The sequence below is a fragment of the Pseudoalteromonas aliena SW19 genome (assembly GCF_014905615.1).
Classification (GTDB): Bacteria; Pseudomonadota; Gammaproteobacteria; order Enterobacterales; family Alteromonadaceae; genus Pseudoalteromonas; species Pseudoalteromonas aliena.
On the sequence record NZ_AQGU01000029.1, the window covers coordinates 384,032 to 400,768 of the forward strand.

A 16,737-nucleotide genomic window follows, 5' to 3' on the forward strand; every position below is an offset into this window, starting at 1 on the left:
AACGAGCTTAATGCTTTATGAACAAAGCAAAACGTGTTTATATACGTTTATAAAAGTAAAAAATAACAAAAGGATAAAACATGAACGCTTTTAGGCTGTTAGTTGCCTTTATTTGTAGTGTTACATTGCTGCCAACAAGCTACGCTGAGCAAGGATATCAAACGCCATCACCTGAGCTTGCCGCTCTGGTTGATGCTAAATTGGCACCCTCTAGTTACTTATCAAGCGATGGTCAGTGGCTTGCATTATTTGAGCGTAAGCGTGTAGTGACGCTCGACGAGCTTGCAAAAGAAGAGCTTAAGCTTGCCGGTATTAAGCTAAATCCCGCTAATTTTTCTCGCTCACGTGTCAGTGCCAAGTTTAGTGCTGTAGAGCTAAAGCATGTTCAAAGCGGCACGGTTATTAGTGTTAATAACTTACCAACGGGTATTATTCGCTCACCTAAATGGTCATCTAATAGTAAATATTTAGCCTTTGTTGTTGAGCAACCAACCCAAGCCAACTTATGGCTTTACAGCGTTGTAACCAAACAAGCAAAAGAGTTAACCAGCGCTGCATTAAATTCGGTACTAACTGCCTCACCATATAAATGGCTGCCAGATAGCAGTGCGATTGTTGCAAACCTCGCTGTTAACTTTGCCAAGCCAAGGCTTGAAAATAACAGCCAAAATGTAGTGCCAGTTATTCAACAAAGCACTGGCGAAAAAGCGCCAGCACGTACTTACCAAAATTTATTAACAAGCCCGTTTGATGAATCACAATTTAAGTTTTACGGCCAAGGACAATTGGCTTACATAACGCTTGATGGCAATGCTCAAGCAATAGGTAGCCCTTCTTTATTTAAATCATTTTCGGTATCACCGGATTCTACCAATATATTAGTCGCGGGTATTAATGAGCCGTTTTCGTATCAAGTGCCTTACAGCCGCTTTGCAAGCACGTGGCAAATATGGGGCATGCGCGGCTATGCCTTAGCAGAGCTGGCAAAACAGCCACTTGCCGACAATATTCCACAAGGTTACGACAGCGTTCGCACTGGCCGCCGCGATTTTGAATGGCGAGCAGATCAAGGGGCTGAGGTTATTTGGGCAGAAGCGCAAGATGGCGGCGACATGAAAACCGACGTTGAGCATCATGATTATGTTTACAGCTTACGTGCACCATTTAAACGCGAGCCTAAATTATTTGCAAAAGTTGAGCGCCGTTATGCGGGAATGGAGTGGGGTAACGAAAACGTTGCAATGCTCACTGATTGGCGCTTTAGCGATCGCCAAGTTCGTACTTATATAGTGCAGCCACGTGATGCTGACAAAAATCGCGTTTTGTTTTCAGAGCGTAGTTACAACGATGCGTATAAAGATCCAGGTAGTGCAATTTATGAGCGCAACGATTTAGGCGCCAACGTGATTAAAATTGTAGGCGGGCGCTATATTTACCTGCGTGGTAATGGTGCTTCAGAGCAAGGTAATATCCCGTTTTTAGATAGGTTTGATGTTAAAACAAATAACAGCAAGCGTTTATGGCAATCAAAAGCACCATACTACGAGCGTGTACGCGCACTGCTTGACGACGAAGGTGAGCGATTTATTACTATTCGTGAATCTAAAACTGAGCAACCTAACTTTTTTATACGTGATTTAGATAATGACACGCTAACGCAATTAACAACGTTTGAGCACCCGTATCCAGCATTTAAAGGGGTAACTAAAGAGCAATTACGTTATAAACGCAACGACGGTGTTGAGCTTTCGGGCACGCTTTATTTGCCGCCAGGGTATGACAAAGCACAAGGCCCGTTACCTGTGTTAATGTGGGCTTACCCTCTTGAATACAAAGATAAAGCGGTTGCATCGCAAGTACGTGAATCACCCTACGCGTTTACTTACATTGGCTACTGGGGACCAATGCCTTATCTTGCAAAGGGGATTGCCGTATTTGACGACCCTAAAATGCCAATAGTGGGTATTGATGGCAGTGAGCCAAACGATAACTTTAGAAAGCAGCTAGTATCAAGCGCGCAAGCAGCTGTTGATGTATTGGTTAAAAAAGGCATTGCCGATAAAAATAATATCGCAATAGCAGGGCATTCGTACGGTGCGTTTATGGTTGCTAACTTATTAGCACACAGCGACTTATTTAAAGCAGGCATTGCGCGCAGTGGCGCGTATAACCGCACATTAACGCCGTTTGGTTTTCAAGGAGAAGAGCGTGATTTTTGGCAAGCACAAAGCGTGTACGCTAATATGTCACCATTTTTCCATGCTGAAAAAATTAACGAACCAATGCTGATGATCCACGGACAAGAAGACCCTAATTCTGGCACCTTCCCAATGCAAAGTGAGCGTATGTACGCAGCGCTCAAAGGGTTAGGTAAAGATGCCCGTTTAGTTATGCTCCCTTATGAAGCACATGGGTACCGTGCGCGTAAAAGCTTATTACACGTACTGTGGGAACAAGAGCAGTGGCTAGATAAGTACTTGCTAAGTGATACAGTTGAGTCGATAAAAGTAACTACTGAGCCAGTGACAGAGTTAACACCTAGCAAATAGTAAAGGTGCATTTATGCTGTGAGGGCAAGAAGATCCACTCTTAATCTCACGGCACCTTCCCAATGCAAAGTGAGCGTATGTACGCAGCGCTAAAAGGGTTAGGTAAAGATGCTCGTTTGGTCATGCTCCCTTATGAAGCACATGGTTACCGTGCGCGTAAAAGCTTATTACACGTACTGTGGGAACAAGAGCAGTGGTTAGATAAGTACTTGCTAAGTGATACAGTTGAGCCAATAAAAGCAACTTCTGAGCAAGTGACAGAGTTAACACCTAGCAAATAGTAAAGGTGCATTTATGCTGTGAGGGCAAGAAGATCCACTCTTAATCTCACGGCACCTTCCCAATGCAAAGTGAGCGTATGTACGCAGCGCTAAAAGGGTTAGGTAAAGATGCACGTTTAGTTATGCTCCCTTATGAGGCACATGGTTCCCGTGCGCGTAAAAGCTTATTACACGTACTGTGGGAACAAGAGCAGTGGCTAGATAAGTACTTGCTAAGAGATACAGTTGAGCCCGTAGAAGCTATTACTGAACCAGTGGTAAGTGCTGGGCAATAGTAATAAACATGAGTAAGCAATAACGCGGCTACTTATAGCCGCGTTTTGGTTTTAATATAAGAGTAAATTAATGATTGATGTTGCAGCACTGGCGGTTTTTATTCCTACCTTCTTTTTTGTGTCTATAACCCCTGGTATGTGCATGACCCTTGCCATGACCTTAGGTATGAGCATTGGTGTGCGTCGTACATTATGGATGATGGTAGGTGAGCTATTAGGTGTAGCAAGTGTTGCCATAGCGGCTGTATTAGGCGTTGCAAGCGTGATGCTAAATTATCCTGATGCCTTTGCTATTTTAAAATGGGTAGGCGGTGCGTATTTAATTTATATTGGCTTTAACATGTGGCGAGCCAAAGGCAAAATGTCGATTGATACTTCAGAACCTAAAGATGTAAGTAGGCGCTCGCTTTTTACTCAGGGTTTTGTAACCGCAATAGCGAATCCTAAAGGGTGGGCATTTATGATTTCCTTGCTGCCACCATTTATAAGTGTTGAGCATGCAGTAGCCCCGCAGCTATTAGTTCTACTGAGCGTAATAATGGTGAGCGAATTTTTATGTATGCTGGCTTATGCAACAGGTGGAAAAAGCCTGCGTTTATTTTTAGCCCGTGGTGATAACATTATATGGATGAACCGTATAGCTGGGAGCTTAATGGTTGCAGTAGGTGTGTGGTTGGCGCTAGGCTGATTTCCTTATACCAATCAGCAATAATATCTTAAGCAATAACAACGACAAAAAATGAACGTTGTTATTGCTCTACATTATGTATGATAAGTAAATTCAACGCAGTTAGCGCTGATAATAGCTGCTGGAGATAGATTTATTATCCAGAGTTCAGGTTACTTATTTAAGTGCTGATCATGAAAGCGTAAATGCTCTTCTATAAATGATGAAATAAAGTAATAACTGTGATCATACCCTTCATGAATAGCGAGCTGTAATGGGTAACCATTTATTTTTGCTGCAGCTTCCAACACCTCAGGCTTTAATTGATCCTTAAGGAAATCATCAGCACCGCCTTGGTCAACTTTCGCTGGAATAAATAAGGTCGCTTTACGCATTAGTTCACTCGAATCATAGCTTTCCCACGCTGTTTTATCTTTACCTAAATAGGCCGCGAAGGCTTTTTTACCCCAAGGGGCTTTTACGGGATTACAAATCGGGCTGAAAGCCGACATTGAGGAATATCGTTCAGGGTTACGTAAACCGATAGTTAATGCGCCGTGTCCGCCCATAGAGTGGCCACTAATTGCGCGTTTATCTGAAACAGGGAATGCCGCTTCAATAATATTAGGCAATTCATTCACTATGTAATCGTACATCTGATAATGGCGATTCCAAGGAGCTTGGGTCGCATTTACATAAAAGCCAGCTCCCATACCCAAATCATACGCTTCGTCGTTGGCAACCCCTTCACCACGGGGACTGGTGTCAGGAGCTACAATAGCAATACCTAGCTCTGCTGCTATACGTAAAGCGCCTGCTTTTTGCATGAAATTTTCGTCGGTACACGTTAAACCAGAAAGCCAATACAATACCGGTACTTTTTGACCGCTAGATACATGTGGCGGTAAGTAAATAGCGAAGCGCATTGCGCAATTTAATACTTTTGATTGGTGGCTGTATTGTTTATGCCAGCCACCAAAGCTTTTATTTACACTTATATTTTCAATCGTCATGGCAAAACCTCAAACGTTAGCTTTTTTCATTTTTAATATCAAATAGCTATATCGTTTTATTAAAGTGATTGTAATACCAATTTTATTAAAAAATTGCTTGTTTTAGCAGGTTACTTAGCACATGTACTGTGCTAAAAATGACTCATAAACATAAGTTAATATAGTAATTTCACTTTGTTATCGAGCCATTTACCTATTGCTCTAGTGACTCATTTTTTAATGCAATTGGTATAAGTATTTTCAATAATAAGTAGTACTTACAAAAGTACTACTTGCTGCTTACTTATCGAAATGAATAACAGTGCGGATACTTTCGCCTTTGTGCATTAAATCAAATGATTCGTTAATGTCTTCAAGAGCCATTGTATGTGTAATAAAATCACTTAATTTGAATTCACCAGCCAAATAACGCTCTACGTATTCAGGTAATTCTGTGCGGCCTTTTACACCACCGAATGCCGAACCACGCCATACTCGACCCGTTACCAATTGGAAAGGGCGGGTTGATATTTCTTGCCCAGCACCAGCAACACCAATCACAACCGACTCTCCCCAACCTTTATGGCAGCACTCGAGGGCAGATCGCATTAGGTTTACATTACCAACACATTCAAAGGAGTAATCAACACCGCCGTCGGTTAACTCAACAATGACATCTTGAATTGGCTTATCGTAATCTTTAGGATTGATGCAATCAGTCGCCCCTAATTTTCTTGCTAGTTCGAACTTGCTTTCATTAATATCAATAGCAATGATACGACTTGCTTTAGCCATTGTTGCACCAATAACAGCTGACAAACCAATACCGCCAAGACCAAATATGGCAACCGTTGCGCCTTCTTCAACTTTTGCAGTGTTCATCACTGCGCCCATACCCGTTGTGACACCACAACCGAGTAAACACACTTCTTCCAATGGCGCGTCTTTATTTACTTTAGCAAGTGAGATTTCAGGTAGTACTGTGTATTCAGAGAACGTTGAGCAACCCATATAATGAAAAATAGGCTGACCGTCTTTATAAAAGCGTGTTGTGCCATCTGGCATCAAACCTTTACCTTGGGTTTCGCGAATTTTTTGGCATAAATTAGTTTTACCAGATAAACAAAATTTACATTCGCCGCATTCAGGTGTGTATAGCGGGATCACATGGTCGCCGACTTGAACACTTGTAACACCTTCACCAACTTGCTCAACAATTCCACCACCTTCATGGCCTAAAATTACGGGAAATATGCCCTCAGGATCATCACCAGATAAAGTAAATGCGTCAGTGTGGCATACGCCTGAAGCGATAACTTTTACCAGTACTTCACCTTTGCGCGGCAACATTACATCGACTTCTTCAATAGATAATGGCTGTTTAGGTCCCCAAGCAATGGCTGCTTTTGACTTTATAAATTTATCTGACATATTTATACTCACTTTTAATTTATCTGTAGGTTAATTTTTAATTCAGAGACAAGCATCTGATGTTTAAAGTTAGTTTACTCTCTTTATTTGATGATGATAATCCACTGAATTAGCAATTTACTTTTACCACTATGTAACAATTGGGTGTATTAGATTAATCTATCTAACCTGAACTCTGGTTAAGAGATTTACTAACATATTGAACCATAATGATATTTAAATTTATTTTTCTCTAACCAGAGGTTCTCAATAAATTCAACGCAGTTCGCGCTGATCATCGCTGCTGGAAATAGATTTATTATCCAGAGCAGAGTTCAGGCTATCTATTAAAAAGCGACTACTGAGGTTAACGGCTAAGCGATAGAAGCGTGCCGAGCGCAACTAAATCAATTGTGAACTTTTTATACAAAATTATGTAAGCAGGTTTAATGCTAATACCCTATAAAAGTCGACAATAATGTTGCTGTAATAATCGATTAGCAGCGCATTGGCTAATAGCTTAGTTGAGTATTTATGTGTTGCAAGTTAACACGAGGCATTTATTCCGCACCTTAAAAAGTACATTTAACCTGAACTCTGGTTAAGATATTTACTACACATTGAGTTATTGTGATATTTAGATTTATTTTCTCGAGCCAGAGATTTTCAGTGAAAGCAAGGCGAATTTACGTGTCAATAGCTGGCCTATTGCAAATAAATTCAACGCAGTTAGCGCTGAAAATAGCTGCTTGAGATAGATTTATTATCCAGAGTTCAGGTTATTTAATGCCCCCAAGTAATTTTATATCTTCAAAGTAAAGTGAAGAAATATGATTATGATATTTGTTACTGTAAAAATAGTAATGTATTATTTATTAAAGCAGTTAATACATATAGGTAATAATCATGCAGTGGGAAGGTATTAGCGAATTTGTTTATGTGGCTGAAAATGAGAGTTTTACGCTTGCTTCTAAAAAGATGGCTATATCAACTGCACAGGTTAGCCGTCAAATAAGTGCTTTAGAAAAACGTTTGAATATAAAGTTATTCTATCGAACCACACGCAAGGTTTCTTTAACAGAAGAAGGCCGCGTTTTTTACCAGCACTGCCGCAGTGTGCTGGATGGATTGGATGCCGCTGAGCGTGCTATCACTAACTTACAATCTAAACCCCAAGGCAAAATCAAATTAACCGCATCGGTAACGTATGGCGAGCAGCATATACTTCCTTTAGTGAATGATTTTATGCAGTTATATAGTGATATTGAAGTATCGGCTTATTTAAGTAATAGGAAAATTGACTTAGTTGAAGATGGTTACGATCTTGCAATTAGGCTGGGTAAGTTGAGTGATTCCTCGATGATGGCGAAAAAGCTTGGCAAGCGAACAAACTATGTATGTGCCTCTCCTGTTTATTTAGAAAAACAGGGTATTCCACATTCTATTTCAGAACTTAATAAGCATAGCTGCTTATTGGGTACACTCGATTATTGGCATTTTACCGAATTAAATAAAGAAAAAAGTATTCGAGTAAGCGGCCGCTTACGATATAACAGCGGATATAGTTTAACAGATGCAGCTTTAAAAGGCTTAGGAATAGTGCAGTTACCCGATTATTATGTTCAACAACACCTAGAAAGTGGAAAGCTTGTTTCATTATTAGATAACTATCGTGCTCCTGATGAAGGCATATGGGCAGTTTACCCACAGAACCGTCATCTATCCCCAAAAATAAGGTTACTTGTAGATTATTTAGCTGATCAGCTTTCATAATGGGTAGTTAACTGTTTTATTAAAAGTATTATCCCTAAAATTTCAGTTATTTTATTGCATTCTCTACTGGGCAGCCTTGTTTTCGACATACACCTTCGTTACACAACCTACATATTCTACGCGCTTCTATTTGCTCGGTTGAAAAATTACCGAGTGCTATTTCTATTAAACTTAAAAAGCTTGCCTGTTGTTCATCAGTAAATTTTTCAAGTATTTTAGATGTCACCGTTTCTCTATTACTTAGTATTGATTCGACCCTACAGATGCCTTTACCTGTTACACATAAAACAACGGAGCGGGCATCGTTTACTGATTTTTTTCTTTCTACCAGCCCCTCTTTTTCAAGTGTATTAATTAACCGAACAGCACCAGAGTGGGTTAAATCGAGCACTTTGCTCAACATATCAATAGTTTCATTGGGGTGATTATTAATTGTGACTAATGCGGCTTCGTGGCTAAGACTTCTGCCACCTAATTCAGCAATCTGCTTTTCTATATCAGTAGCTACAGAGGTCGCGAAGGTGCCTATTAAATTTGCTATGTATTTTTCATTTTTCATAAATTTAATTATATGTGATTCGATCATATAAATATAGTGACAAATTAAATAGCTTCGATTATTGTATGACTCAATCATATAATTGGGTTTGTGTTACTTATATTTACTTTCGATAAGTCATAAACAAGAACTCAACGTTAATAATTACTTAAATAAAGTGGAAAAATTTGATGAGAAATGATTCAGAAACATTACGTTATGCAAAAAAGTTTAAAACTGTATTAGATAAAAAAATGGCTTATATAGATGAGGGCGAAGGCGATCCAATCGTATTTTTACATGGTAACCCTACATCTAGCTACCTTTGGCGAAATATTATGCCGTATATGCAAGGACAAGGGCGTTTAATTGCTATCGACATGATTGGATTGGGTGATTCACAAAAGCTAGACAATACCCATGAGGGAAGTTACTCATTAGCTGAAAATAGTAAGTACACATTTGCACTTTTAGATGCGCTCGGCGTAAACAATAATGTTACTTTAGTACTGCACGATTGGGGTTCAGGCGTTGGCTTTAACTGGGCAAATACACATCGCGACGCTGTAAAAGCCATTGCCTTTATGGAAGCAATCGTGACCGATTTTCCAACGTGGGACGATTTTCCTAAAGATCTACATGGTCCGATTGGTACTCTGCGCTCAGCGGAAGGCGAAAAAATGGTGCTTGATGATAACTTTTTTATTGAAACCATATTGCCTGCAACTATTACGCGCCAGTTAACGCAAAAAGAACACGATGAATATCGCAGACCTTTTATCAATGCAGGGGAAGATCGCCGCGCAATTTTAGCGGGCCCTCGCCAACTTCCGATTGCTGGAGAGCCTGCCGATACCGTGGCTTTAGTAAAAAACTATGCGAGTTATTTAGCCAATTCTTATGATATTCCAAAGCTATTTATTAATGCAGAGCCAGGTGCTTTTTTAGTTGGTTACGCACGAGATTTTGTACGCACATGGCCAAATTTAACTGAGGTAACCGTAAACGGTATTCACTATATACAAGAAGACTCTGCGCATGAAATAGGTCAAGCTATTTCTGATTGGTTATCAAAATAAAAACGGGATGTGTTTAACTCGTTATATATGGATGACGCTTTTATGCTCAATTAAAAGCGCCATACTTTAATTATTGCAGTAAAAATGGGGCTGTTTTACTCATCTTTGAACTTGCTACTTTTTCAGGTGAGCCTTGCGCCACAATTAACCCGCCTTCATCGCCAGCACCTGGTCCTACATCAATAATCCAATCACTATTACTCGCCACTTGCATATTGTGTTCAACCATAATGACGGTATTGCCTGCATTAACTAGCCTATTTAACTGCGACATTAACATTGACACATCCGATGGATGTAAGCCTGTGGTTGGCTCATCAAGCACATAAAGCGTGTGCCCTCGTTGCGCACGTTGTAGTTCGGTTGCTAGTTTTATACGCTGCGCCTCGCCGCCAGAAAGCTCTGTTGCAGGTTGCCCTAAACGTAAATATCCAAGGCCTACTTGCATAAGTGCATCGAGCGCGCGCAATATTGCGGGTTCATTTTCAAAAAAAGTGTGCGCTGATTCAACCGTTAAATTAAGTACATCAGCAATGTTTTTATCACGGTATGTAACCTCAAGTGTTTGCTTGTTATAGCGTTTCCCTTGGCACACTTGGCAAGGTGAATATACGCTGGGCAAAAACAGCAGTTCAATACTTACAAAACCCACGCCCTCACAATTTTTACAACGACCTTTAGCAACATTAAACGAAAAACGCCCAGCATCGTAACGGCGCTCTTTTGCTTTTTGTGTTGAAGCAAATAGTTTACGCACGTGATCAAATAAACCGGTGTAAGTAGCCAGGTTTGAACGAGGTGTACGGCCTATGGCTTTTTGATCTACTGTAACAAGTCGGTTTATATTATCGATCCCCTCTGTAATTTTTCCGCTGGTGTGGGTTTGTAGTTCTTGCTCGAGTAAATCGGCTTCGTCGGTTGGTGCTTCTGTGATTGTTTTTTGCCCAAGCGCTTGGTAAACAAGTTCAACTAATGCTTGGCTCACTAAGCTCGATTTACCCGAGCCAGACACGCCAGTGACCGTCGTCATAACACCTAGTGGAAATTCTGCATTGAGCTTTTTGAGGTTATTACGTTCAATATCAACTAACTTTAGCCATGTTTTTGGCTGCCTTTTAATGTTGTTTTCAATATTGCTTTTAGTAAAAAGATGGCGACTGGTATGAGAGTTTTTTACTTTGCTTAATCCCTCAACAGGTCCACTGTAAATAATTTCGCCACCGTGTACTCCTGCATTAGGGCCTACATCAACTATCCAGTCGGCGTGTTTAACAACGTTCACGTTATGCTCAACAACAAATACAGAGTTGCCAGCTGCTATTAGTTCATCAAGCGCTTTTAAAAGTGCTTGTGTATCTGCAGGATGTAAACCCGCTGAAGGTTCATCTAATACGTAAACCACCCCAAATAATTTAGAGCGAATTTGTGTTGCTAATCGCAATCGCTGTAGCTCACCAGGGGATAACGTTGGTGTTGTTCGCTCAAGCGATAAGTACCCTAAACCAAGCATGGTGAGTGCTTCAATACGGGTGAGAATATCGCTGGCAATACGTTGCGTAACAATGGCTTGCTCTGGTTTTTTTGTATTTTTGTTAACTTTAGTATTGGCGGCGTTACTTAGTTTTTTAGCAAGCTCGTTTAAAGTAAGTTGAGATAGCTCGCCAATATCAAGCCCTGCAAATTTAACACTGAGCGATACTTGCTTTAGTTTTTTACCTTGGCAAGTAGGGCACTGCGATATTTGCATAAACTGCGATACGCGTTTTTTTGTACGCGGACTTTGTATGGTCGCAAAAGACTGTAAAACAAAGCGTTTAGCGCTTGAAAAAGTTCCCATGTAGCTTGGATCTTCGTTGTTTTTTATCGCATTTTGCGTTTGCTCATAGGTGTAATCTGGGTATACCGGCACTGTTGGAGTCTCGTCGGTAAATAAAATCCAATCGCGTGCCTTTTTAGAAAGCTTATTCCAAGGCGTGTCTATGTCATAACCAAGTGAGGTAAGAATACGACTTAAATTTTTACCTTGCCATGCTGGTGGCCACGCTTCAATGGCGCGCTGGCGAATAGTTTTTGTATCATCGGGCACAAGTAATTTTTCGGTTACTTCAAATACTCGGCCTATGCCATGACATTCTGAGCAAGCGCCTTGTGGCGTATTAGGTGAAAACGCATCGGCATATAAAATACCCTGCCCAGCAGGGTAATCGCCTGCACGTGAGTAAAGCATACGTAGCGCGTTAGAGATTGTCGTTATACTGCCCACTGATGAACGAACCGAGGGCGCGCCGCGTTGCTGTTGCAGAGCAACGGCAGGCGGTAGTCCTTCAATAGAATCAACATCGGGCTCATCAACTTGATCTATTAATCTACGTGCATAGGGCGATACCGAATCAAGATAGCGATGCTGCGACTCGGCAAACAGGGTTCCAAAAGCGAGCGACGACTTACCCGAACCCGATATACCTGTAAAAACAACCAATGCGTTACGTGGTAAATCAACATCTACATTTTTTAGGTTATGAACGCGCGCGCCCCTTACCTGTATAGTGTTATTTGGATCTGATAAATTAATTACTGAATCATTATGTGTGGTTGTCATACGCTTTGCTCCTATTTAACCGCGCTTTTACATTAAGTGCGCTTTGGACAATTTACTCTTATTAGTCGTTACTGCTACCAATAATATCGCAGGATCACTGAATGCTCGCTTATTCAATATATTACATAAAGTTATGATAATTGCTTGTTTACATAATAGGGTTGGAATGCGAATATAATTTAAATTGATTTATAGTTTAATAAGAAGGAACTGACATTGAGCAAAGCCTTAATAATTTTAATGATGCTTTCGTGGGCCACTCAGGCCGATACACTTAAAGCGCTTAATGTTGACCGTGCAGTACCAAATAGCATGCATTTATCGTTTGCAAACGATAGCAACATAACCCCTAAAAAAGGGGATTTCAAAATCGTTAATTATGTATTAATGAGTAATGAAGAGGGCGAACGCTGGGCTGTTATAACGCTTACTAACTTATCGTCGGGCAACCGCGAACTAAGTGAGGAGCATTTACTTGCACTCTTTGCTGACGGCAGCCGATTCATGCCAATGGAACTTAAACTCGGTTTTAAAGGTAAGGAAACACAATCGCTTACAGTATCGTTTGCCGATTATAAATTTCCTATTTTAAGTGTGTATTCGAGCAATGATTTGTAACTATTATTAGTGCGATCATGCTGCCTTAGGGGCATGTATTGTATTAAATGCCAATTTTGTAATTGGCGGGATCACCGAGATACTATTTGTGCTAGTAATATTTACCCAATCGAAAAGTATGGCCTTAAAAACAGAATAACAAACTCCTATAATGGCAAAATAGTGTGCTGTTGGAGTTACTTTTCAGCTTGGTAATATAGCAAAGGTTTTTAAAGTATTGAGTATCTGCAAATTGAATGTATTCATTAGTCGGCTTTGAGCGATAAGCGGTCATTCAAGTGAGTCGTTATTAACTTAGTAAGAATAAGAGGAAACTTTCCTTTTTTTACATGTTTATATAAGTTACAGAAAGCATAATATTTATAGCTGGTAATAACTTACACTATTTGCTATTAATATAAGTTCATGAAATAAGGACGTTTTCGCGCTAAAATAGGGAAAGTGTCCTTTGATAAAGATGTTGAACTAAGCCGCTACGCGGAGATCCTATTCTGACCATTTGAGCCACACTTACCTTGGGGTTATCCCATATTTGGAGGTAAGTAATGAATACACTCATTGAACAAGTCAAAACTGAAATAGCCTATCTTGGTTATTCACAAAGTACCTGTAAAAGTTACTGCGAGCATTTACTTAAACTCAGCCATTATTTTAATAAACCACTCGATTTAATTACTGATGATGAGCTGAATATCTTTTAAAGATCCCGCTATTCGCAAGCTCTCCAGAGCGAGTCAAAAAATACAAATAAACAGCATTTGGTTTCTGTTTAAGAATATTTTACATCGCCCACTGAACTTAGACATAGCCTTGCCTAAAGCAAAACCTCGGGCACCTACTTATTTATCGCGTGATGATATTCGACGACTTATAGAAAGTTGCACGGATATGCGCTTAAAAACATTGATAGTGGTGTGTTATGGATGTGGTTTGCGTATTGGCGAACTGCTGCGCATCAAAGTGCAAGACATCGATGGACAGCGTAAAACCATTTTAATTGAACATGGTAAAGGAGATAAGTCACGCTATGTTGTTGTATCAGATAGCGTGCTAAATCAATTACGTTGTTATTGGAAAATGTATCACCCAACGGGCTGGATGTTTTATTCACGATGGTTAATGGATAAACCCATGTCACCCTCAAGCTTCAGAAAGGCATTGAAAAAACATGCACAAATGTGTGGTTTAAAGCACTGTAATCCACATGTATTACGCCATGCTTATGCAACACATCAACTTGAGTTAGGGATGCCGCTTCATCAACTGCAGCATCAGCTTGGTCACAGTGACATTAGAACCACGCAAAGTTACTTACACTGGTTACCTGAATTAGGGCATGGTGGCATTGATTTACTCGCAAGTTGGGGAAACCAATGAGCGGCTTGCACCTCGCTGATATTTTAAATTCTGGCCTTGGGAATTATCGGCAGCACCACATAATGAGTTATCAGCAGTTACGTGTCTGCCAACACCTTCAATCATGCAGAACGGGTCAGCTCGGTTATCAAGCATGGCAATGTGATAACTGTAGTGAAGTACAACAAATTGGGTGTAGTTGTCGAGACCGTCATTGCCCACGTTGCCAAGGTATGGCAACGGCTAAATGGGTGCAAAGACAACAAGAGGATTTATTACCGTGTCGGTATTTCCACCTTGTTTTTACGCTCCCGCATGAGTTAAATATCATTGCGCACTACAACCCAAACGCGTTGTATCAATGTTTATTTAAAGCCTCATGGCAAACGCTGTGTAAATTTGCGAAACGAAAGAGGCATGGCCAGCTAGGCATGACAAGCGTACTGCATACATGGGGGCAAAATTTAAGTCAGCATATCCACTTGCATTGTTTGATACCCGCAGGGGCGCTTAATAAAGCGCACTGGCATGAAATAGAAAAAGGCTATTTATACCCCGTTAAAGCATTATCAACAGTGTTTAGAGGGAAAATGCTCGCGGCGCTCAATGAATGCGATAGTTCATTCGCGAAGGTAAGCACACCAACCAAATGGTGTGTGTATAGCAAAGCCTGTTTAACGTACAGTGAAAAGTTAGTCAGTTACCTTGCACGTTATACCCGAAAAGGCGTGATGTCAGAATCGCGATTAGTGTCAGCGACTGAAGAAACAGTGAGCTTTAAATACCGCGATTATGCAGATAACAACCGCGATAAAGTCATGACTCTGAGTTGTGATGAATTTTTACGGCGCTACTTACAACATGTATTGCCCAAAGGGTTTATGCGCATTCGCCACTATGGCTTTTTAGCTAATGCATGTCGTAAACAAAAGTTAGCGTTAATAAGGACTCAAGAGTCACACACATGTAAACCAGTGAAGCCAAAAACAGAAAAAGATCCATTGATACCACATTGGCCCTGTCAATCATGCAAAGTTGGCATCTTACGATTTATTGGTATAGCAGAGTCGGATGCGGCAACAGTTACAACAGAGCGAACGAGTTAGCGGGCTAGCCTGCTTAATAGAATCAATATGTTAACCTGCTTAATTGTTCAGGCTAATAGCGGCTGTGTGTTTTAATAATATGGTTGCTTATCAAGCTAAATTTAGGTGTAATAAGGACATAATAAACGCTGAGCAATGCAGGGACAGCTTAGATACGATATACACGTCAATGAAATTGGCTAAATATCGGTTAGGCCATAAAAAGCAAATTCCCATAGCATAAACAATACCAACGCGAACACACCGAGCAGGTAGCGCCTCAGTCCAACAAGCGATTATGCAACACAAACTGCGTGTCGCATAAATACTAAAATGTTATATTTTAAATGGAGTTTCGTGTGAAATTGATACAATGGACACTTTTCATTGATATGCTTGGTTACCGAGATATTAATGGTGCGATTAATTCGGAGGCTAAAGCAAAGGAATTTATTTCTTTCATGGAAGATAATAAAGGTGGTTTGGATTTTTCTAATCGTCCTGAAGTAAAGGAACAATATAAAAAAGATAAGTCATTTGACCTTTATATGTATTATGACGTTCAGCACGCGTTTATATCTGATTCTCTAATAATAACGTTTACCCCTAAAGAAGTTAAATCACTCAAAAACAATCAGCTAAAGTATATGCACTCTGCTAATGCTTTATTTATCATATTGATGCGCTTACAAGCTGTTATATTTAATTGTTTCTCCCAAAAAGGACTTTTTCTTCGAGGGGGGATTTCAACTAAATACTGTTATATAAAGGATCACTTTGTAGTTGGAGAAGGGTTAATAAGTGCTTATAAAGCTGAAAGTTCATTAGCAATTCATCCTAGAATAGTATTTAGTCCTGAGGTTCTGGAAGATAAGCAATTAAAAAATAGTATTACGAAACTATCTGACATTATGTATGGCGGTCACAATATTATTAAGTTAGATGATGATGGGGTGCATTATCTAGATTATTTGGGGTACAACCTTTCTCAAGTTGACCTAAACGTAAAAATGGTCTCGGATCAAGCTAAAATAAATTTGCCTATGTATTTGTATGGCCTTGAACAGTCCAAACTATTCTTTCAGAGGCACTCCGAAGCTATTGAAGGCAAATTAACTGAATTAGAATCGCGAAAAGCTGGTTTAAATGCATCAGAAATACAAAAACTACAAAAGGTTATTGATAAGTTTATTTGGCTAAAAAACTATCATAATTCAACTCTACTCAATCACGAAAAATTTGCTGAGTATGTTGTTAATTAAAATATAATCGGGTAGCCGGAGGTCTCTAACCTCCAGCCCCCACACCACCCATCATGCGGGTCCGCAATGGGCGGTTCATCTCCCGTAATGAATATTGATCCAAATATCTTTCAATGACACTAAACCTTGTGATGCTAAATAGTCATTACCTAGCGCAATGTTAATTCCTTTTGTTTTTGAGCTTCTACAAGGGCCTTTACTGGTGATACCACAGGCTATGGCGAGTCGCTCGCTAACACCCAATTTCATTAAA

Annotated in this window: 14 protein-coding genes and 2 pseudogenes; 11 read left to right on the forward strand and 5 right to left on the reverse strand. The window is 40.1% G+C overall.

The genetic code is table 11. The annotated features are described in order from the left end of the window. The first annotated feature begins 80 nt into the window (after positions 1-80). The 4 genes and pseudogenes from PALI_RS18105 to PALI_RS18120 all read left to right on the forward strand — a co-directional run bounded on the left by PALI_RS18105 (position 81) and on the right by PALI_RS18120 (position 3,793). Positions 81-2,549 (forward strand): S9 family peptidase, encoded by a 2,469-nt coding sequence (locus PALI_RS18105; protein ID WP_193157000.1) that lies wholly within the window; start codon positions 81-83, stop codon positions 2,547-2,549. Positions 2,550-2,599: 50 nt separating this feature from the next. Further along, positions 2,600-2,830 (forward strand): annotated as a pseudogene (locus tag PALI_RS18110) (alpha/beta hydrolase family protein); the annotation flags it as partial. 50 nt (positions 2,831-2,880) lie between these two features. Then, positions 2,881-3,105 (forward strand): annotated as a pseudogene (locus PALI_RS18115) (alpha/beta hydrolase family protein); the annotation flags it as partial. A 70-nt stretch (positions 3,106-3,175) separates the two neighbouring features. Further along, a complete protein-coding gene (locus tag PALI_RS18120; protein ID WP_138586931.1) occupies positions 3,176-3,793 on the forward strand; it encodes a LysE family translocator in 618 nt (205 codons plus the stop codon). Positions 3,794-3,945: 152 nt separating this feature from the next. Here the strand turns inward: PALI_RS18120 and fghA are convergent, their stop codons facing one another. Continuing rightward, positions 3,946-4,785, reverse strand: coding sequence for an S-formylglutathione hydrolase (fghA, locus tag PALI_RS18125; RefSeq protein ID WP_138586933.1), 840 nt, complete (start codon positions 4,783-4,785; stop codon positions 3,946-3,948). A 279-nt stretch (positions 4,786-5,064) separates the two neighbouring features. Beyond that, entirely contained in the window at positions 5,065-6,195 is a 1,131-nt protein-coding gene (locus PALI_RS18130; protein WP_138586934.1) for an S-(hydroxymethyl)glutathione dehydrogenase/class III alcohol dehydrogenase, read from the reverse strand. A gap of 885 nt (positions 6,196-7,080) precedes the next feature. On the opposite strand from PALI_RS18130, the gene PALI_RS18135 reads away from it, so the two are divergent. Next, positions 7,081-7,947 (forward strand): LysR substrate-binding domain-containing protein, encoded by an 867-nt coding sequence (locus tag PALI_RS18135; RefSeq protein WP_077535630.1) that lies wholly within the window; start codon positions 7,081-7,083, stop codon positions 7,945-7,947. A gap of 46 nt (positions 7,948-7,993) precedes the next feature. Here PALI_RS18135 and PALI_RS18140 read toward each other — a convergent pair whose 3' ends face one another. Further along, positions 7,994-8,506 (reverse strand): MarR family winged helix-turn-helix transcriptional regulator, encoded by a 513-nt coding sequence (locus PALI_RS18140; protein ID WP_193157007.1) that lies wholly within the window; start codon positions 8,504-8,506, stop codon positions 7,994-7,996. Between the two features lie 170 nt (positions 8,507-8,676). Here PALI_RS18140 and PALI_RS18145 point away from each other — a divergent pair, with 170 nt between their 5' ends. Then, positions 8,677-9,564 carry a haloalkane dehalogenase gene (locus tag PALI_RS18145; RefSeq protein WP_193157009.1) on the forward strand — a complete coding sequence of 296 codons (888 nt, stop codon included), beginning with the start codon at positions 8,677-8,679 and terminating at the stop codon, positions 9,562-9,564. A 70-nt stretch (positions 9,565-9,634) separates the two neighbouring features. Here PALI_RS18145 and uvrA read toward each other — a convergent pair whose 3' ends face one another. Then, positions 9,635-12,163, reverse strand: coding sequence for an excinuclease ABC subunit UvrA (uvrA, locus tag PALI_RS18150; RefSeq protein WP_193157011.1), 2,529 nt, complete (start codon positions 12,161-12,163; stop codon positions 9,635-9,637). A gap of 216 nt (positions 12,164-12,379) precedes the next feature. On the opposite strand from uvrA, the gene PALI_RS18155 reads away from it, so the two are divergent. The 5 genes from PALI_RS18155 to PALI_RS18170 all read left to right on the forward strand — a co-directional run bounded on the left by PALI_RS18155 (position 12,380) and on the right by PALI_RS18170 (position 16,484). Beyond that, positions 12,380-12,781 (forward strand): hypothetical protein, encoded by a 402-nt coding sequence (locus tag PALI_RS18155; RefSeq protein WP_193157013.1) that lies wholly within the window; start codon positions 12,380-12,382, stop codon positions 12,779-12,781. Between the two features lie 545 nt (positions 12,782-13,326). Further along, entirely contained in the window at positions 13,327-13,482 is a 156-nt protein-coding gene (locus PALI_RS20185) for a hypothetical protein (RefSeq protein ID WP_226894583.1), read from the forward strand. A 187-nt stretch (positions 13,483-13,669) separates the two neighbouring features. After that, positions 13,670-14,158, forward strand: a complete 489-nt coding sequence (locus tag PALI_RS18160; protein WP_264299780.1) for a tyrosine-type recombinase/integrase — start codon at positions 13,670-13,672, stop codon at positions 14,156-14,158. Then, positions 14,155-15,243 (forward strand): IS91 family transposase, encoded by a 1,089-nt coding sequence (locus tag PALI_RS18165; protein ID WP_193157015.1) that lies wholly within the window; start codon positions 14,155-14,157, stop codon positions 15,241-15,243. Before PALI_RS18160 ends, PALI_RS18165 begins: the two co-directional genes overlap by 4 nt. Before the next feature lie 338 nt (positions 15,244-15,581). Further along, entirely contained in the window at positions 15,582-16,484 is a 903-nt protein-coding gene (locus tag PALI_RS18170; protein WP_170174618.1) for a hypothetical protein, read from the forward strand. 75 nt (positions 16,485-16,559) lie between these two features. Here the strand turns inward: PALI_RS18170 and PALI_RS18175 are convergent, their stop codons facing one another. Continuing rightward, positions 16,560-16,733: a hypothetical protein gene (locus PALI_RS18175; protein WP_016899178.1), complete on the reverse strand. Its 174-nt coding sequence runs from the start codon at positions 16,731-16,733 to the stop codon at positions 16,560-16,562. Positions 16,734-16,737 lie beyond the last annotated feature (4 nt).